This window comes from Prevotella pallens ATCC 700821, from assembly GCF_000220255.1.
GTDB lineage: Bacteria > Bacteroidota > Bacteroidia > Bacteroidales > Bacteroidaceae > Prevotella > Prevotella pallens.
On sequence record NZ_GL982514.1, the window covers coordinates 80,938 to 100,704 of the forward strand.

The window sequence follows — 19,767 nt, forward strand, 5'->3', positions numbered from 1 at the left end:
AAAACAGGTATCGCTATGATGCCGTGGACAATATCCTCGGTATCACGAATGCTGCCAACCCAACGTCGCTGACGAAACTCAACAAGGCGAAGCTGGGAGGAAGGAGTATGCATACGTATGAGTATGATGAGCTGAACCGCCTTATTCATGCAAGCGGTAAGGCTAAGTGTGCATCGTATGATATGGTGATTTGGATTCAGACACCACGCCCCAACACCACACCGAATACTAACCCCGGTCCACCTGTAAGCTGGAACGACCCAAGTAACCCTGATGATCCACAGGCTGGTTATGGTTACATTGCCAACGACACTACGAAAGAGGAAACATTCTTCTATCACAGTGATCACCTCGGCAGCACGTCTTACATCACAGATGACCACGCTAACATCACGCAATATGATGCATATCTACCGTATGGTGAACTGTTGGTTGATGAACATAGCAGCAGTGAAGACCTACCGTATAAATTCAACGGCAAACAGTTCGATGAAGAGACAGGGTTGTACTATTATGGTGCAAGGTATATGAATCCAATCACGAGTTTGTGGTATGGGGTAGATAGATTTAAAGAAAAATATCCCCACCTTTCTGGTTTTAATGCTTGTGCTTCTAATCCTTTATTATTTAGGGACTTAAATGGAGATAGTCTATGGATCGTTAATAAGCAAACTAATATTCTATACGAAGATCATAGACTTTACAATAAAGATGGTTCTCTTTATTCAGGTAAGGTAGAAGGTTTTGTGAAAGAAGCTAAGGAGGCGATAGACATAATATCAGGCACTGATAGTGGTTCTAATGTTTTAGAAGAATTCCAGAAGAGTAAAAAGAATATATACATTCATAAATTTTATAAGGAAAATCATTTTACCCCTTTGGGAGCACGTGCTTCACTATTGATGGTTCCTTCTAATTCAAAGTATTCTAGTATAGCAGGGTCTGGTGGAGACATTTATTGGGATCCATATAATACAGAGGGTGGTCCAGATGAATTTCGCAATACAGAAAGACCAGCCTTTATCGGTTTGGCACATGAAATGGGGCATGCATATGCTGCACTAAAAGGAAAAGCAGATTATAACTATTTTTCTCCAAAAGTTATGCCGCCATTAAATAGAATCCATAGAGAAGATTATAACGCTATGCACTTTGAAAATATGATAAGGTATGAACTGGGGTATCCTTTGCGTATTGTATACACATATGATGATAAAGGTGACTTATTTTTTAATTATAATTATGAAAATAGATAGCTTATACTCTGGTTTAAAACTTTTAATTCTCGGAGTAATATTAAATTACATCTCGGGATGTACAAATCTCTTGGATACAACCTCGCCAAGTTATATAAAAGCTTATACACATACAGAAGATTTGTATATCAAAAAAGATGATTTTTTGAAAGTTGCTAAAAGTAAGAAAGTAGAATCATATCAAGATATATGCTCGCTTTTGGATTCTAATAGATATAATTTTAGCTATTTGTATATCCCTCCAAGGATTCCAATATCGATTCCAAATGGGTTAAAAGAAAAGGAGGCTTTGTTTTATGTAACATTGGTAGATATTCTTCCAGACTTATTAATAAAACATAAAGTACTGATCTATAATAGTAAGTCAAATAAGAAAGTAAGATATTATTATAAGGTAAATCATGGAGAAATATATTTTTATCTGAATGATGGAACTCTCTTTTATAGTAGTGTGCAAAGTATAATTGACTGAAAAAGAATTAGCTGTAAGATAGTATCATACTGGTCAGCAGGACTATGCGGAGCGTATGAATCAGATACAGAAGCAGAAAGAGGCATACTACAAGCAGCAGGGCATTGCGCCTGGTGTACCTACAATGAAGGGTGCGTATGGTGACCCGGAGAACACAAAACGAGGATATAACTCTATCATTGACACACTTGGCAACCATGATGTGCCACAAGGTTGGATTCAGACTCCACGTCCTAACACCACACCGAATACCAGCCCCGGTCCACCTGTAAGCTGGAATGACCCAAGCAACCCTGATGACCCACAGGCTGGTTATGGTTATATCCCAAACGATACTACGAAAGAAGAAACCTTCTTCTATCACAGTGATCACCTTGGCAGTACGTCCTACATTACAGATGATAAAGCCAACATCACGCAGTATGACGCTTACTTGCCGCATGGTGAACTGTTAGTTGATGAGCACAGCAGCAGTGAAGAACTACCGTATAAGTTCAACGGTAAGCAGTTTGATGAGGAAACTGGCTTGTACTATTATGGTGCAAGGTATATGAATCCCGTTGCAAGTCTGTGGTATGGTGTGGATAGATTAGCCGAGAAATATTCACAGTTATCTTCATTTTCTTATTGTGCAGGGAATCCAATTAAATATGTTGATGCAATGAATGTAATTAGGCAAGAACTCAATATGCAATGGAAGAATTTTGGTCAACGGCTTAACTATAAAAGTATTATTCCAAATGAAAAGACTATAAGCAGTTTCCTTCCTTTTGATAGAAGTTCTTTAAATAGTATAAAGATGGGAATGAACCCTTCTCCCTTTTCACAATATATAGAAATAAACGTAAGGAAATGAAAAAGAATCTCTGTCTGAATATCATTGTGTTGCTGTTCCCGCTGTGTGCAAATTCACAGTCAGTAGATAGTCTGTCTTTGTATCAGAGTGCTATTACCTTTATCTCTGCAGATTTAGATATCTTACAAAAAGAAGTTGCAGTCTCAGGTATCGCCTATGACTTAGATTGTTTTATGTTTATTGATTCAGTAAAGAATAGTTCATTAGAAGAGATTCTTCATGAAAAGCAAGATAAGCCAACCCCAGATGTTTATTCTTCGATATTGGATAGGAATTTTAATAAGCTCTCCCCACAGACAGAGTATAGTATCTTTTTCTCTAGGATAAAAGATGGCTTTTTCCTTGCTCAAGTTTATCGGTTACAAGAATATGGTAAATCGGTTAATTATGAATCTGTAATAAATACTGCGCTTCAGCAATACTATTATATGTTTGTACTGAATCAAGAGCAGAAAATTAAAAAGGTATTTCGAATGAAGATGGATTAATTAGAAGCAATAAAATAAATTTGATGAGACGCTATGCGTATGGATTAAGAGATTAAATATATATCAAACTCTGATTATACGCATTGTATGGGAGCTGCTTTTGCAGAAGGTATAGCGAGCTATCTTATCGGGCATGGGTATCGTGTAGAGGAAATTGTGCATATCAATCCATTTCAAGCAGCAGACATAACTACCAATGCAGATCCTAATGTAAAAACATTAGACTATCAGAATACAGATGATATTGTCATAAATCAGATACCACTTGTAAGTTCTCCAGGAGATATTCGAAATGCAGATCATCGAATTAGAGAAAAATCAAATGATTCTAATATTTTCACTCGACATAGAAGCCCCATAGATTCACAAGGAGGTAATTTCTGGAAAAGAATTAGAAAGAAGAAAAGTTCTTCTTTGGTAGATTCTCCCATACGATTGCCTAATCATACTAGGACAAATAAATGGAATCCAAATCAAAAGACATGAATAAAAAAAACATATCTAAGCATTTGCCAATTGTGCTGGCAGTTATTATTTTATCTTGGTGTATATTAGCTAGAAGCTTATCCATGCTTTTCTCACTGGGAACATTAAGCATATATATAGATAGAAGACTTTATTTTTTAGAAAACTTCTTACCAGATTTTGTAAGTCTAGCAACTTATGCCTTCACTATTTGGATATGTATAAAGAAAATCATTAATGACCAGTAATTCTCATTCTTGCAAATATGGCGATAAAAATATGTTGTCTTATAGCTCCCGCGGCTCAGGGGATTGGAAAGCAGAAGGAAAACCAGCCAATGGCTATCTTCTTGTGGAAATTGAAGGCATTCCTTATTGGGCAGATGCCATCGGACAAATCCCGTTTGCACTTAATGATTATAGGAATTATTATAAGAACAGTTTTGATTCGGAGTTTGCAGCGAGAAACACTATTGCGGATGGTGCACAGTTCGCTAATGGCAGTTTGTGGAATTTAATATTTCCGTCTTATGACTATAGTAATACGTATGATAATGCTATGATAAAAAGAGCTATTGATTGGGCTAAGCATAGATATTATAAGAGCGTTGAACATACGTATTTTCTCGGCATAGATTTTCCGAATTGGGTAATGAAAAAGAATGATTATCCAGCAAATAATATGGGTGTTTATATTTTAAAGTAAAATGAAGATCGAAGTTAAGAAAATATTATCTATTGTTATGTTATCTTTGGTGTATATTTTAGTGACCACCTTTGTTCAATATAGATACAAAAATAGTTTTGATATAGGGGAAGGTATCCTTTATTTTTACAGCAACACATTATATACGTTAGGTTTCATAATTACCTTTCTTATATACGGAACTCCGATAATACGAAAATGGATATCTTCATTCATAGGTGTTGTCTTCATTGTTTGGTATCTATGTATATGGATTGATTGCATAAATTACATGCCATATGAGGCTCCGTTCTATATAGTATTTGGATTCTTAATATTCATAACCGAAATGATTTTCTTGTGTTTTTTATATAAGAAAAATTCTGTCAAGAAATTGCATCAGTGAATGGATATAATGATAGTTATTCATATTGATATATATTAAGCTCATGAGCCAGATAGGGAGCCAAAAGGAGGAATACTCATCAAGTGAAGACCTTCCATATAAGTTCAATGGTAAACAGTTTGATGAGGAGACTGGTCTGTACTATTACGGTGCAAGGTATATGAATCCTGTGTCAAGTATTTGGTATGGGGTGGATGTGTTGGCAGAAAAATATCTAAATATTGGAAGCTATGTGTATTGCGCAGGGAATCCTGTAAATTTGATAGATACTGATGGGAGAGAGATCTTCCTGCTTGGAAACAAAAAAGCTCAAGAAGAATATATCAAGATGTTATATGCATCCACTGGAAACAATTATGCTATCGAAAACGATAAACTTATATACAAAGGCACTGATATAGATTTCAAGGGAAACAGGTCTCAGACATTAATAAATGTCATTCAGTCTGGTATAGATGCCAAAGAAACTTATACTCTTAGTCTGGTAGGAAACAAAAAAACGACAGTGTCGTCTACTGGAAAGTTGAAGTCTGCAAATAAAGTACTTTAAGTATGAAAACTATAATGTTTTATGTAATAATGTCACTTGTTCTTTGTCATTGCAAAGCACAAGAAGAACTATCATTAACTTATATTGGTTATCAATACAAGGGAACTCAAAATAGAAGCTTCCTAAATAAAGAGCTAATATTAAAAACAGATGGAGATACTATAAGAATGAACCTTAGATTACCTTATGACAGTATTCATCACAATGTTATTGATCGAGGGCTTCTATATAATTGTCATTTAAAGAAAGGGGTAAAATACACTTTTACTTTACAAAAAAATGTATTTTCGATATTCCCAGCTTCTTTAACAGCTACTATCGAACAAATACGATTCCTGACAAAAATGACTGTTCAAAATTCATAGAAATTAAAAAAGACACAGAGTATGACTACAGAGGGGATTATGGAAGATATGTAGACATTAAAGGCTGTTTATATGAGATAAAAAGAATATACCCAAACAATGGCGGTTTCTATCTACACTAAGAGAGTTACCAAACCATTTATGGCGAGCGTGGCGGACATCAGGACTTATGTCTATGGTGCCGCCTACGACAGCTGGAACCGTGTGCAGACGATGACTTATCCTGACGGTGAAGTGGTGGCTTATCACTACAATGCTGCCGGACAGGTTGAGCGTATGACGAGCAATAAATAGGGACGTCAGAGCGTTATTGTTGATAGGATAGGTTACGACAAGGAGGGTCATACGGTCTATACGAAGCTCGGTAACGGCACGGAGACAACCTATACCTACGATAAGCAGCGTGAACGTCTGCAGGTGATGAACCTTACAGCGGATGGTCAGACTGTGATGGAAAACAGGTATCGTTACGATGCCGTGGATAATATCCTCGGTATTACGAATGCTGCCAACCCAACGTCGCTGATGAAACTCAACAAGGCGAAGCTGGGAGGAAGGAGTATGCATACGTATGAGTATGACGAGCTGAACCGCCTTGTTCATGCCAGTGGTAAGGCAAAGCGTGCATCGTATGACATGGTGATGTCGTTCGGACGGATGAGTGAACCGCTGACTAAGGTACAGAAGGTGGACTCAACGACAACTGCGAAGTCTTATAACTTTGCTTATAAGTATGAGGACAGTAACCACCCGACGGCTCCAACGCAGATTGGTCATGACCATTACACCTATGATGCCAACGGTAATCCTACGCTGGTAACAAACGACTCTACGAATACTACTCGTGAGATGTACTGGGACGAGGACAACCGACTGATGGTACTCTCTGATAATGGCAAGACAAGTCGTTACACTTATAATGCTGATGGTGAACGCATCATGAAGAGTTACGGCACGATGGAGAGTGTGTACATCAACGGTGCTCCGCAGGGAATCACGTTCCACGAGACGGATAACTTCACGCTTTATCTTGCAAGTATCCTCTCTGTCAACAAAAAGGTCTTGAATATGATATGATGAATTTAATAGATAACGTTAAACTACACTAAGAAAAGGAGGACTAACATCTGCAGAAAACAAACAAATTAACAAAACTTTGAAAGAGATAGATTCACACTTAAACAGAATAAATAAGATTTTAAATAAAGCTCATGAAATTGCAGATTAATAAAAAAGAAATGTCTTCGTTGTTCAATAAAGCAAAATGGACATTTTCATTGACAGAGGAAGAATTTCTATACCTGAAGAATTTGTTAAATAAGATTGAAACATGTTCTTGGCAGGAGGATTTTTCCTATGGAATTCACAATGGTATTGCAGCTTTTGGTCTATGTACGAAACCAACTAAAGGAAACATAGCTATAGTTGAGAAATTCATTAATACAGAAGCATTTTGTGATTCAATCACAGCCGTTGCTTTGAAAGTGTTATGTAGTAGTAGTTATTGGAATTTAGCGGAAAAATATGAAGATGTACTTTGCAAGTTCATCAATTTAGATGATGAATCTTATGAAGATACTATCCATACAGCTATTAGTTGTATGGGGACTTATTGTCATACTACAAAGAATAAGTTATATATATCCTTGCTATTTTCATTATTCAACAACGCACTAAGTAAACATAGCAATGATGAACTTCAGATACCAAGTATAGAGGCTCTTTACAATGCTCTTGAATCGGTTATATGGGGAGATAAGTATCCTAAAAACAGAAGAGTCACATTTGGAGATATGAAGATACCTGAAGATATTAGTGAGGAAGTCATAAAAAAAATTCAGTCAATTATACAATGATTTTTTTAATATAGTGGTGGTATAGTAATGTTTCAAATCAGTAGTTATTAAAATAATCATATGATTATCAATGAGTTTTGTGAAGATTAGGTATAAGAGGATGTGTCTATTTCGATACATCCTCGTCTGCCGTCTGGATTCTTTTGTTTCTGCTTTTTCATTGCTTTCTAATCACGACTTTGGAGTGATTTAATCCCCCTTTCGGGGCAAGGGTCTTTGTGGTACAAATGGCAATTTGTGGTACAAAGACACACCTTGCCAGTATAAAGAAATGATACTTTTGCTGTTGATATTACCTCCCGATATTTCTTGACCAAAGTTCAGACTTATCGACTTCTTGACTTGTCGACTGAGTTAAGTCTGTAGTTTGGTCAGTGAGTCAATTTTGACATGAGTTAAAACTAACTTACTGACCAGCTAACTTATTGAACAAAGCAACACAGAAAAGCAAGGATATTGAAGGAAGAGAAGAGAAGTTAGTCTGTCAGTCAGAAAAGTTCCTAAGCTTTCGCCAAAAAGCTTATAAGCTTTTGTCAGATTACTTATAAGCTTTTTATAGATTGCTTATAAGCTTTTTATAGAAAGCTCATAAGTTTTAAACCCAAAGGCTAGTAGCTTTCTCTATCAGATTTGGAGATGTCGCAGAAAAACTCTTATGTTCTGTATAAGAATGGTATGATTGCGGTAATGAGAAGAGGTGCCGGTTCGTTTCATATCAACGAAAATGAAAGCAGGTAACTCTCGAGAGTTCGACAATTTTACATAGCGATTGTCCGATAGTTTGATAAATAGTCGCATGAGAAGGAAATAGCAAAGGTTGTAGCCAATAAAGACGTTTACACCAACATTGCCAACAGTTCTTGGAAGAAAGAGGATGGGCTTCGCTCACTTAAAAGTGAAGCTGCTGAATTGGACAGAAAGATTGCACTTACACTTGCACCGCCAGATGAGGAAACGGAAGAAAAGGAGCAAGAAGAGAATTTACCCAACAATAATTATTCTGTCGAAATGAAAAATGAGAATAACCCTATCCAAAATAAAGAAGAGGATTGCCGTTTGCAGAGTTTCAAACCCAAGTGGAGACACTAATGGAAGTATATTTATAATTGTTTGTCGAACCGGTTAGATTTTGGCAATAATACTTGTTTGTTGCCAAAATTTAACTGGTTATTTTTGTAATAGTTCGCTTGTCTTGACCCAATAGAAGAAAGCTTCAGGTAGTATTTTCTTCAATTTGTTGAGTTTATTATTGACGGAAGAAGATAATTCCATGGCAAGTATGGTGTTTGGATTTCCATCGTATTTCTCAATTCTTGTGCTTGATTTTTCTATTGAGGTAGCAAGGTAAGCCGCACGAGCCGAATCTACGATAGCTTCTTCTATGTGATATTTCCCCTTATAGATGTAGCCGTCTATTTTCTTAATGCCACTTTGCAGCATATTGAAATCACCTTTACCCATTTGCCCTCTGGTAGCCAGACACAAGGCGGTCTCCCTAATATCCTTATAAATGAGTGACAGTTCAGCGGGTAAGCCCCGATATTGCAATTCTATTTTCCCTATTTGGGTGAAAGTATCCTTAGTGTGCTGAAAGTTACCGGAATGTTCAAACAGCCTGCCTACATCATACAGCTGCTTAATGATTTCCAGTGAGCAATCCCTGTCTCCCTTGATATAAGGAATGCCTGAGGTATTGGGGGCAAATGCTGTAAGTTTATCACCGAGAATATCATCAGCAGAGGGCACGGTTACCTTCAACGGCTCATTGTCCAATTCTATAAAAGGACCTTTAATCTCGACTTCTTCAGTAGCATGATATTGTAAATCCTCGTACAGGACATCAAGCAGTATATATGCAGGTTTATCATCGTTCTTATAAGCTATGTGATAAAAGAATTTCGAGTGACTCTTTGGAATATTCGTGTCTCTCTGCTGCCGTTCTTCAAGGGTTTTGGATATGAAGCCGAACTTTTCTATATCTTTCAAATACGGCTCAATATCCGTCCCAGGTGGGCAGATAATATCAATGTCGATGGATAGTCGATGGGCAGATTCTCCCAAAATAAGCATCAGAGCCGAACCGCCCTTGAAACAGAAAGGGCAACCAGACAATTTCAGCATCTCCAGCAGAGACATTGCCCTAATAACTTTCTCTATCAGATTCAGGTCTTTATATTTGTTACGAACAGATATAGCCTTTATCCACTCGGTGGTCATACATTCCTTCTTGATCATACAAATTCCTTGATATATTTTTCTATTTGCGCTTTAATATTGCGCCGTGAGGCATATCGCAGTAACATGCCAATATTCACATTATAGTTGGCAAAGGCATTCTGCATCATGTACAAGGACTCTTGCCCTTGCAGGTAGAAGAAATCCCTGTCACATTGGATATCAACCAAGAGCTTCTCAATTCTTGGTACATTTATGCCGTTTACTTCCTGTATGGGCGATTCTGAAACAAGAGGCTTCACAATAAAGGATTTTTTGTCCAACCGGATATAATCGGACATAATATCCTCCTTTGGCGAAAGGAAACTGCGTTCGTGCATATCCTGTACAAAGTGGAAAATGGTTTCAGTGGCATCACGCTCCGTTTCTATATAGATATTGTTGTTATACGACAGGTGATGCTGCAAGTCAGACAGTATTTCACCGTTATAGACGCAAAAGTCCAATAAGGGATATACCGCTTTTAATTTCTTATATAACCGAATGGAGTGAGCATTAGGAACAGGACGGAAAATGTTTTTTGGGATTGTTGTATATACTCCTTTGCTTATTCTGAATATTTTTTTTTCGTCCAACAACTTGCGTAAATGCCAAGACAACATCTTCTTGGAAAGTTCAATCTTCCCAGAAAGATACTCAGACAAGTCATTCGTTCTGAATTCCTTGTTGGCGTTTGCAAAATCTACAATTATATTACTGACATTCATTCTGCTAGCATTAATGGTTCGGTGCAAAGATAGTTAGATTTTGGCAATAAAACAAATATATTGCCAAAATCTAACTTATTATTATACTGTCTTTCGTTACCAACCATCTCGCTTCCGTATCAGTTCATCTATCTCTTTCCCGAAGGAAAAGTAACCTGCCATTAGCTTTGAGATAGGGAATTTTTCCTGCCCACACCCAATTATAGATGATCTTTTGCTCCACTTTGAGAATCTTGGATACATCAATGATATCCAGATATTCCGGTTTCAGGGGTAGATGGACAGTTGTATCAACAGATTGCTCTTGCAGGATCAGCAGGCGGTTGAGTTTGTCCTCGACACGCATCAGTTTATCAAACAATCGTTTCTGCCATATATCTTCTGTATGGTGTTCTAAGTACGACATAGTTTTGTACGTTGTCAAACAAACGTACAGCAAAAGGGGTTGTATTGCAAAAGTATGACTTTTAGATGCTGACGATAGAGTTTTGGGCTATAAAGCAGCCGTTTGTTGGTTGCAATATAGCCCTTTAGAGATGTTATTTCTTAATAAATTTCAGTGTGTTTTTGTTTACTTTCACGAGGTATATACCTGGTGTAAACTGCGAAACGTCTACAGTGTTGTTGCCTTGAGCCAGTGCTATGGTTGCCATTTTTGTGCCTGTTGCATTGTATATATAGGCAGTAGCAGCAGCGTCGGCTACTATTGTTACAGTTTCGTTTGCTATACTTGGGTATAGTTTAACGTTCTGTACGTTAATGTTTTCTATGCCGTTGGTAGATCCTGCAGCCACATTCACGTTGTCAATGCCTACTGGTATGTATGTAATACCCGTTGGCATGTTGTCTGTGCATACGGTCATGCCCATGTCGTATAGTCCATAATAGGTTCTGCCACGGTAAGAACTGCCTTTGCTAACATAGAAAGCTACACCGTCCCACGACCTAAACACTTCTTTAGTTCCATCGTTGTATGCAATGTAAACGTAGTAGTGGTTGCTTGTTAGTTCGTTTTTGTTGAATTTAACTTCTATGTATCCGCTTCCATATTGACCTATTGTTATGTTCTGAACCGTCTGCAATGCGTTGCTACTAGCCACTTTGCTACCATATTGGTCGGTAATAAACACTCTAACTGGGCCGTTAAAGCCGTTAGAAGAGTATAGATTTGCCTTTATAACTAGGTCGGCATCTTTTGCAACGGTGCAGTATTTGCTTCCCACATATTTACCATTTTGATAGAAGAAGGCAGAGTTTAGACGAACATCGCCTTTGGCTGGGTCCGAATTATTCTTAGTTTTTATAACCAGTGTACCTATGTTTTCGGTGGTGCCATACATTACTTTGTTTCCGTTGTTGTATGCAACCGATAGTTTGTAGGTGCCTTGTTTTAGGTTGTTAAAGGCAGCATTGTTTGTGCTGAACGCCAAAACCACCTTTTCTTCAACAGTTATTGTAGCGTTACCTTCTGAAATAACGTTTCCGTTAGCCAGCAGTTGCACCTTGCCATTATAGTCTTCGTCGCCCTGATTCATTACAGGAACTTCCACCTTAATAGGTTCTCCTTCGTTTGTAGAAAGTGTTGGCAGCATAGTAGTAGCTACAATTTTAGCTCCCATAGCGTTAGCATTTACGTTAATGTATCCTGCACTTTCGTCAATTTCGGTCCATTTTTGGTTTGCAACGTATGCAATTCTGAGGTCGTAAGCACCCTTTTCAACGTTTCTAAAGTCGGCATTGAATGAAATATTTTTAGTGTCTCCAGCCATCATATACGCCTTACTTGATGTTGTAGCCAATTGTATTTCGTTTTGCTGACCAGCTTTTTTCGCAACAAGTTTAAAGTATCCGTAGTATGCATCGGTGCTATTGTTCTTCAAAGCCACCTGAATTTGTTGGTTGTTTTGTTGCTTCACCTGTGTAGTTTGGCACTTTTGTGCAATGCTAAATTGGTTTTTAACAACAGGATTAGGTTCTGGTTTAGGGTCAGGTTTACCGTTTCCTATTGTAATAGTAGCAATGTTTTCTTTAATATCAGTCCATGTAGCGTCGTCAGCCGAATAGCTTATGCGTAAGTCGTATTGTCCATCTTGGAATCTCGAAAGGTTAGCGCTGAATGTGTAAGAGCGTTCTGCGTCTCCGTTTACCATAACTTTATACGATTGCGCAAGTGTTTGGAACGAGTTCATACCAGCCTTGCTAATAAGCAAACGGAATGTTCCATAGAAGTATTGAACCTTATTATTCTTGAAAGTAACCTCAATAGACTGGTTGTTTTCGCGTGCAAATGTAGTTTGTTTTGGTCCTTTTGAAACCGTAATAGCTTCAAAACTTCCGTTTCCAGGCATTAAATAGCGTAGCATTTGGTGTCCCTTAGAGAACGCTCCTACACCTCCGCCATCGCCATGAGTATCTGGTTCCAGCACATCAATAGAGGTCCAGCAGTTAGACATGCCGTTCCAGCCCCAATCAACGTGTACATATCGGTCTTCTGCCAATCCGTCTATAACAAAGCAATGTCCTCCAGCTTGCGAGAAACCAGCATATACAATAGGTCCATAATTGGTAAGTTCGTCTTGTATTCCTGCCCACCATTCGTTGTCAGAATAGTTGTAACGCATAAGGCACGATAGTCTTCCGTCGTATCCAAAGTTATCAACAAGTGTAGAAGTAGCAGCAGTTAGCAATGCGCCACTACCTCCTATTTCGGGTGGACCAAAGTTCATTCGCACACCATATCCCACATCTCTTAGCAGTCTACCAATGTTGTCGGCTTGCGTATTGTTCAGTTTTCTGTTGGTAGCTCGGTCGTATCCGTTGCCTGTAACCCCTTCTGGCATATTGTTCCAGTCGTATGCTGGTTGTGCATCGTAGTCTATTCGCATTTGCTTTCTAGTTCTTTCCCATGTATACGATGTAGAACCTGTTGGACGAGCTGGCCATTTGTGCCATCTTAAAACGGTAGAAATACCAGTAGCAACACAGCCCGACACTGTTTTATACGATACTCCGTTGTACAAAATGCTTGGGCTATAAGCGTTGAAAGGCCATCGTTGTCCCCAGCTAATAGGTGTAGGCAGCAACATTTCTCTGTTATTTTTGTCTACCGCCAATAGTGGTTCTATAATGTGTTTAGGTTCATTATAGTCTCCACGAGCCGCCAAACGCTTGTACGATTGCGATGGAACGTCCTTCACATTTTGCTGTGCCCATTCTATTTGATCGGCATATTCTTGAAACATTCCAGCCACTGTTGGGTTGTCTCTAAGAGTTTCCTCGTCCAGATTACCCTTATCAGCGTAAGCCAAAATGGCTCTTGTTCTGGTGTCTCCCGATACAACTACAAAGCCTTGATTGTTGTCTCTGTTGATGATGTAGTAGAGACTGTTTCCTGTGTTGGCGTTGTTTTGTGCCTGATAAGTAATTTTTAGCGGAGCCTTTCGTGCTTTAATGCCTCCAAAAAAGTTCTCTGCTAGCTGCTTAGCCCGTTGTGGTTGAATAGGGCTGGCTACTGTTGTAACGCTTAATCCTAGTAATAGCGTTAGTAGCGGAAAATGCTTTTTCATAAAAAAATTAGTTGAATAATTGTTAGTAACTCCACATTCCACCTTTTGTTTGTTATGCAATGGGCATACAACACCCCCTACATAGTCCGTGTTGCTTGTTGTTAAGCCAGTGGAATATGCTTAATATTAACATACAGGTTAGTCCTTTTCTGCAGTAAAAGGGAACCTTTTCTTTATGTATTTGGAATGGCGTTCTCTAGTTTTTGTTTAGTCTTCGAAGTTGTTTTTGTACGTACTTTTTTTTCGAGAACGCTTTTTTTGTGTTGCTAAAAAGCCTTTCTGCTTTTGCATAGTAGTGGTAGCCCCTTTTGCATTATAGTTGTTGCAGTGGCTTTTTGCAGTATCTGTCTTGAATGAAAGTCAGACGGGTTCGCTTTTTTCAGGTGTCCTATGTTCGGACAAGCTGTGTAAAGTGTTGTTCTCTCTGTTCATTTTTTACATGTTAAGTTAATGTTATTCTCTCTATGTTCTCTCTTGTTTTCAGTTTGTTGTGGACTCTTTTCTTAGGCGATTGGTTTTTAATTAGCGTAAGAGTTCCACTAAACAATGGCAAAAATAGAATGTTTTGTTGAAACAAACAACTTTATAACGTGAAAAAGATTAAACGTTTACATATCTTTAATAAATTAATATTTAAATAAGTTTCGGCTGTTTTTGTGTTGTCTAAATGTTCTCGCAAACAGTTAAAAATGTGCATAATGTTATATATAATGTGTATTAGTGTGAGGCTGTATGTGTGTTTTATAAAATAGGTAACAGTAGGGTGGTGCACAATGGTAGTGTTTTTGTGTTTGTGTTGTTTGTGTTTTGACAATCTGTTGTGGGCATTTTTGCAATCTGTCAGCAATGTTTTGGCAATCTGTTGTGAGCATTTTGGCAATCCGTAAGCAATGTTTTGGCAATCTGTCAGCAGCCGTAGGGAGTCGATTTATCGTGCCCGCATATACGTATACACCCACGAAATAGGAGACGGAAATGCATGTGCGGTGAAACGGATACACGTATTTGGTAATGCGAATATGTATATTTGATTATGTCAGGATACGGGCGCGATGAATCGGCCCCTACGCCTGGCGGAGTGTTCGCACCCAATTTCGTGGGTGAACGCAACATTATTAACAATCCGTCAGCAGCATTATCGCAAACCGTTCGCAGCCGTAGGGAGCCGATTTATCGTGCCCGCATATACGTATTCGCCACGCATTCGCAATCCGTTCAGAATGCCTTCACGGAACGTTCACAACGTGTTCGTTATCTGTGTGTTACATATTCGCCGTGCAAAAGTATGGTTTTTGCGCCACAAAAGTATGGTTTTTGGCGTGCAAAAACCCCCTTTTTACATTGCAAAAACCCCCTTTTTGGCGTGCAAGAAGTGGGTTTTTGCAAAGCCTTAATTAGTAGGTGGTTGCATTGTTTTTGTGTTTCGGGTAGATGTAGCAATACAATAAATGTTAGAAACAGACGTTATTCATAGTATGAATAAGGCAAAATTTCTATCCATTGTGCTGTTGTTTGTGTGCCTGCTATATGCAGGAAACGCTATGGGACAGTCGTTTACGCTGCAAGGAAAGGTTTCCGACCAAGATGGAAACCCCATAGAGCTGGCATCGGTGATTGTTGCTTCGCAAGGAAAAATTACGATGAGCAACCTTAAAGGCGAGTTTAATATGCAGCTACAGAGTGAAGATTCGGTTAAAATACGCTTCTCTATGCTGGGCTATAAGAGCAAAGTGAAGGTGTTGCACAAGCCACAAGGAAAGCAAACTCTACAAATTCAGCTTGCAAACGACAACCAATTGGAAGAGGTTGTGGTAGAAGCGCACGCACCACAACATGGAACTACCGAAGAAATAAAGGTTGAAGCTACTAAGCGAAACCCGTCTGTTTCGGGCAATGCAGTGGAAGAAATATTGCAAACACAGGCAGGAGTGTCTACCCATTCCGAACTTTCGTCGCAGTATAATGTGCGAGGTGGAACGTTCGATGAGAACTCTGTATATATAAATAATGTGGAAGTGTATCGCCCCTTCTTGGTTCGGAGCGGACAACAGGAGGGTCTTTCTGTTATAAATGCCGACCTTGTAGACCGTGTTGGCTTCTCTACGGGAGGCTTCGAAGCTAAGTATGGCGACAAAATGAGCTCGGCTTTAGACATCACTTATAAGCGTCCTAAACGCACAGAAGGCTCTATTACAGCATCGATGTTGGGCGCAAGCGCATATTTTGGACTATCATCGAAGAAGCTTACATGGACTAACGGACTTCGATATAAAACAAATAGATACCTCTTGGGTACGTTAGAAACAAAGGGAGAGTATAACCCTTCGTTCTTAGACTACCAAACTTATATGTCGTGGCAACCATCTAAACGGTGGCAAATAGACTTTATTGGGAACATATCGGATAACAACTACAACTTCGAACCCGAAGACAGAGAAACCAAATTTGGTACACTAAAGAATGTAAAGTCGTTTAAAGTATACTTCGATGGTAAGGAAAAAGACCTCTTCCGCACCTTCTTCGGCTCGCTAAACATTACCCGACACCTCTCCAAACACACAGACGTGTCGCTAATAGCATCGGCTTTCTCTACCAAAGAACAACAACGATACGACATTCAGGGGCAATATTGGCTCACACAAACCGAAACTTCGGAGAACTTAGGGGTGGGAACCTACATGCAACACTCACGCGACTATCTGAAAGCAGACGTTAAAAGTCTTAAATTAATGCTGTTGCACCGTGCAGGAAACCACAAAATAGAAGGCGCTTTCACCTATAAGATGGAGAAAATAAAGGAAAATTCTGCCGAATATGAGTATCGCGACTCTGCCGGATACAACATTCCGCACAACGGAGAAACACTCGATATGATTTATTCGCTACGCGCTCGCAACACGTTAAACGCAAAACGCATTGAAACATACGTGCAAGATACATGGAATTTTAAAACCAACGACTCTATACCAACACTGTTTAGGCTGAACTATGGTGTGCGTTACGCCTACTGGAACTTTAACGGAGAGAGTATAGTTTCGCCAAGAGCATCGCTCAATATCACACCCGGCTGGAACAGAAACCTATCGTTCCGTGTGGCAGCAGGACTATACTATCAGGCACCATTCTATAAAGAACTGCGCGATACTGCCACCGTGAATGGCGTAATATATGCCTCGCTGAACAAAAAAACACGTTCGCAACGGTCTATACACGCATTAGCGTCTATGAGCTACCGCTTTACAATGATGAACAGACCATTTAAATTCACTGCCGAAGCATACTATAAAGCCATATCACGACTGGTTCCTTACACGGTAGACAACGTTAAAGTAACCTATTTTGGCGACAAACAAACCACCGGACACGCCACCGGACTCGACCTAAAACTATTCGGCGAGTTTGTACCAGGCGCCGATTCGTGGCTCACTTTAAGTGTTATGAACACCGCAATGAAGCTAAATGGCAAGAACGTACCCCTACCAACCGACCAGCGTTTTGCCCTTAACCTCTTCTTTACCGACTATTTTCCAGGCTCAACACGGTGGAGAATGTCGCTGAAACTGGCGTATGCAGACGGTCTTCCATTCTCTGCACCACACCAAGAACTAAGTTCTAACTCGTTTAGAGCACCTGCTTACAAACGCGCCGACATAGGTATGAGCTACCGAATATTTGATAATAACGATGGTTCGCACCACTCTATATTCCGCAATGTGTGGGTAGGCGTAGACTGCTTGAACCTTTTTGGCATTAGCAACGTAAACTCTTACTACTGGATTACAGATATTTCGGGACAGCAATATGCCGTACCTAACTATCTAACAGGTAGACAAATAAACGCAAAACTATCGGTGGAATTCTAAAAAAACATAGAAACAATAACATAATTTAACCGTTATAACTTGTAAGAATTACATAAAACTACTAACTTTGTAGCGTTATTTAACAACGAATATAAAGACAAAGACGTTATGAAAAAATATGAATGCAATACCTGCGGGTATGTTTACGACCCAGCAGTAGGCGATCCAGACGGTGGCATAGCACCAGGAACAGCCTTCGAAGATATCCCAGACGATTGGGTATGCCCACTATGCGGAGTTTCAAAAGAAGACTTCTCAGTAGTTGAAGAGTAATTTCTAAAAATTTTAAAGTTAATAAATTTATGGGAGGTACGTGGTTTTTTGCCACGTGCCTTTTTTGTTTTTTATAGGCATCTGCAACGTTACAGCAGCCCGTTAGAATTGTTATCGTAATCCGTTTGAATTGTTTTAGCAATCTGTTCGCAACATTTTGGCAATTGTTCGCAATGTTTTGGCAATTTGTTCGCAATGTAATGGCAAACCACAAGCAGCTGTAGGGGACCGATTTATCGTGCCCGCATATACGTATTCGCAACGCATTCGCAATCCGTTTGAAATGCCTTCACGGAATGTTCGCAACGTGTTCATTCTCTGTATGTTACATATTCGCCGTGTAAAAGTATGGTTTTTGCGTTGCAAAAGTATGGTTTTTGGCGTGCAAAAACCCCCTTTTTACATTGCAAAAACCCCCTTTTTGAAATGCAATATACTAAACAAAGAGCACGGAACAACGAAGTGTGGTATTATATATAAGGTGTACTGCCATCGCATTCTGATGCTGAATTTGGCGGAAACAAGGTGCAACGGCATTTTGGTTTGGTGTGCATTTTGGTTTTTAGATATGGCAAACACTTTGCATAATGGGGTATAACGCAAAAGCGCCAGACCATCACAGTCTTGCGCTTTCGTTAGTTTAAACAGGCAAGATGCCCATTTTTAACTCAGCTTGATTTATAGGTTCGCGCCTCTCGGCGTTCCCCTCAAAATCTCGCATCGTATGTTATCCTTTATTCAATCTAATTTTTTATTACCTTAAACTAATCCTATTACTTTGAACAATCTCTTTTGTTCTCCTTAAATAAAACAACTAAAAACCTAAATCTATTACTATTAACCTAAACAATCTAATAACCTTTTTGTCTTAATGACGATGCAAAGGTACGCAGGTTTGGCGATACTGAAAAATGTTTTGGCGTATTTTTTTAAATAAAAACTGGTTTCTTGACGTGCGTCAATTATATAGTGTGTTCGCACACGTGTGTTTTTGTAATTTTGCCAAATATTGTTTTAGATTGCGGTGAATAGGGTATATGTGGGTAGAAACTAAAAAACAGATTGCTTGAACTGTGTGTACAGCATAGCAATCTGTTGTTGTTTGGTGTGTGCAACTATCTGTAATGCTTTTTTATGGCATATTACGATGGTTGCAACGGCAATGTTTTTTTACGCCTTCATATCAGGAACAGCGTGTTCGTTGTTATCTTCTTCTGTTTTTTTATCGTCGAGTTTCTCTTTTAAGAAGTCGAGCATTAGGCGTATTGCCCTATTGGTTGCGATGGCAAGATTAATGTCTCGTCCGAAGTTTTCGGTAATTTTGAAAGTCCGAATGTCGTCTTTCGATCCATATCCAATCCATATTGTGCCCACAGGAATATCGGCAGAACCACCTCCAGGTCCTGCAACTCCAGTTACGGCGATGGCAAAATCTACCTGTAAAGCATCAATAGCGCCACTCACCATCTGCTTTGCTACCTCTTCGCTAACGGCAGTATGTTCTTGCAAAGTGTCGGCAGAAACACCCAATAGGTGCATTTTCACCTCGTCGGTATATGCCACAATGCCCCCTTTAAAATAGTTAGAGGCACCTGGAATAGCAATAATGGTTTCGCTAATGCGTCCGCCTGTGCAGCTTTCTGCCGTACCAAGCGAATAGCCAGAGGCATAAATAAGGTCGCCAATTTGGCGCGATAATATCTTACTTTCAAATTCCATAGTCGT

Annotated in this window: 15 protein-coding genes and 5 pseudogenes; 14 read left to right on the forward strand and 6 right to left on the reverse strand. The window is 39.1% G+C overall.

Annotation, left to right across the window (positions count from 1 at the left end):
- The 12 genes and pseudogenes from HMPREF9144_RS13350 to HMPREF9144_RS14015 form a co-directional block, all read left to right on the forward strand.
- Nucleotides 1-1,256: RHS repeat-associated core domain-containing protein (locus HMPREF9144_RS13350; RefSeq protein WP_006045792.1), on the forward strand; the 1,256-nt coding region annotated here is incomplete at its 5' end.
- Nucleotides 1,243-1,728 carry a hypothetical protein gene (locus HMPREF9144_RS09555; RefSeq protein ID WP_249031147.1) on the forward strand — a complete coding sequence of 162 codons (486 nt, stop codon included), beginning with the start codon at nt 1,243-1,245 and terminating at the stop codon, nt 1,726-1,728. The genes HMPREF9144_RS13350 and HMPREF9144_RS09555, both read left to right, overlap by 14 nt.
- Nucleotides 1,729-1,759: 31 nt before the next feature.
- A pseudogene (locus HMPREF9144_RS09560) lies at nt 1,760-2,386 on the forward strand (RHS repeat domain-containing protein); the annotation flags it as partial.
- Between the two features lie 194 nt (nt 2,387-2,580).
- Nucleotides 2,581-3,072, forward strand: a complete 492-nt coding sequence (locus HMPREF9144_RS09565) for a hypothetical protein (protein ID WP_006045795.1) — start codon at nt 2,581-2,583, stop codon at nt 3,070-3,072.
- A gap of 87 nt (nt 3,073-3,159) precedes the next feature.
- On the forward strand, nt 3,160-3,558 hold the full coding sequence (locus HMPREF9144_RS09570; protein WP_006045796.1) for a hypothetical protein: 399 nt from the start codon (nt 3,160-3,162) through the stop codon (nt 3,556-3,558).
- Complete coding sequence (locus HMPREF9144_RS13355; RefSeq protein ID WP_146739263.1) at nt 3,555-3,785, forward strand: hypothetical protein; 231 nt, start codon at nt 3,555-3,557, stop codon at nt 3,783-3,785. The genes HMPREF9144_RS09570 and HMPREF9144_RS13355 overlap by 4 nt, the downstream gene beginning before the upstream one ends.
- Nucleotides 3,775-4,242, forward strand: coding sequence for a hypothetical protein (locus tag HMPREF9144_RS09575; protein WP_006045798.1), 468 nt, complete (start codon nt 3,775-3,777; stop codon nt 4,240-4,242). The genes HMPREF9144_RS13355 and HMPREF9144_RS09575 overlap by 11 nt, the downstream gene beginning before the upstream one ends.
- A 452-nt stretch (nt 4,243-4,694) precedes the next feature.
- A pseudogene (locus HMPREF9144_RS13840) lies at nt 4,695-4,907 on the forward strand (RHS repeat-associated core domain-containing protein); the annotation flags it as partial.
- 272 nt (nt 4,908-5,179) lie between these two features.
- Nucleotides 5,180-5,542, forward strand: a complete 363-nt coding sequence (locus HMPREF9144_RS09590) for a hypothetical protein (RefSeq protein ID WP_006045801.1) — start codon at nt 5,180-5,182, stop codon at nt 5,540-5,542.
- Between the two features lie 213 nt (nt 5,543-5,755).
- Nucleotides 5,756-6,619, forward strand: a pseudogene (locus tag HMPREF9144_RS09595) (RHS repeat domain-containing protein).
- 134 nt (nt 6,620-6,753) lie between these two features.
- Nucleotides 6,754-7,398 carry a hypothetical protein gene (locus HMPREF9144_RS09600; protein ID WP_006045804.1) on the forward strand — a complete coding sequence of 215 codons (645 nt, stop codon included), beginning with the start codon at nt 6,754-6,756 and terminating at the stop codon, nt 7,396-7,398.
- 792 nt (nt 7,399-8,190) lie between these two features.
- Nucleotides 8,191-8,487: pseudogene (locus tag HMPREF9144_RS14015) on the forward strand (hypothetical protein); the annotation flags it as partial.
- A gap of 78 nt (nt 8,488-8,565) precedes the next feature.
- On the opposite strand, the gene HMPREF9144_RS09610 reads toward HMPREF9144_RS14015, so the two are convergent.
- The 4 genes and pseudogenes from HMPREF9144_RS09610 to HMPREF9144_RS09625 all read right to left on the reverse strand — a co-directional run bounded on the left by HMPREF9144_RS09610 (nt 8,566) and on the right by HMPREF9144_RS09625 (nt 13,906).
- Nucleotides 8,566-9,633, reverse strand: a complete 1,068-nt coding sequence (locus HMPREF9144_RS09610; protein ID WP_006045807.1) for a nucleotidyl transferase AbiEii/AbiGii toxin family protein — start codon at nt 9,631-9,633, stop codon at nt 8,566-8,568.
- Complete coding sequence (locus HMPREF9144_RS09615; RefSeq protein WP_006045808.1) at nt 9,630-10,340, reverse strand: DUF6577 family protein; 711 nt, start codon at nt 10,338-10,340, stop codon at nt 9,630-9,632. The genes HMPREF9144_RS09610 and HMPREF9144_RS09615 overlap by 4 nt, the downstream gene beginning before the upstream one ends.
- A 96-nt stretch (nt 10,341-10,436) precedes the next feature.
- Nucleotides 10,437-10,746: pseudogene (locus tag HMPREF9144_RS09620) on the reverse strand (helix-turn-helix domain-containing protein).
- Between the two features lie 133 nt (nt 10,747-10,879).
- Nucleotides 10,880-13,906, reverse strand: a complete 3,027-nt coding sequence (locus HMPREF9144_RS09625; RefSeq protein ID WP_006045811.1) for a C10 family peptidase — start codon at nt 13,904-13,906, stop codon at nt 10,880-10,882.
- A gap of 1,475 nt (nt 13,907-15,381) precedes the next feature.
- Between HMPREF9144_RS09625 and HMPREF9144_RS09635 the strand changes: the two genes are divergently transcribed.
- Together HMPREF9144_RS09635 and rd are read left to right on the forward strand one after the other, a co-directional pair.
- On the forward strand, nt 15,382-17,769 hold the full coding sequence (locus tag HMPREF9144_RS09635) for a TonB-dependent receptor (protein WP_040595845.1): 2,388 nt from the start codon (nt 15,382-15,384) through the stop codon (nt 17,767-17,769).
- Nucleotides 17,770-17,877: 108 nt separating this feature from the next.
- Nucleotides 17,878-18,042 (forward strand): rubredoxin, encoded by a 165-nt coding sequence (gene rd, locus HMPREF9144_RS09640; protein ID WP_006045814.1) that lies wholly within the window; start codon nt 17,878-17,880, stop codon nt 18,040-18,042.
- 135 nt (nt 18,043-18,177) lie between these two features.
- Here the strand turns inward: rd and HMPREF9144_RS12995 are convergent, their stop codons facing one another.
- Nucleotides 18,178-18,357 (reverse strand): hypothetical protein, encoded by a 180-nt coding sequence (locus HMPREF9144_RS12995; protein ID WP_083818166.1) that lies wholly within the window; start codon nt 18,355-18,357, stop codon nt 18,178-18,180.
- An 855-nt stretch (nt 18,358-19,212) separates the two neighbouring features.
- Nucleotides 19,213-19,761: a CinA family protein gene (locus HMPREF9144_RS09650; protein WP_006045815.1), complete on the reverse strand. Its 549-nt coding sequence runs from the start codon at nt 19,759-19,761 to the stop codon at nt 19,213-19,215.
- Nucleotides 19,762-19,767: the final 6 nt, after the last annotated feature.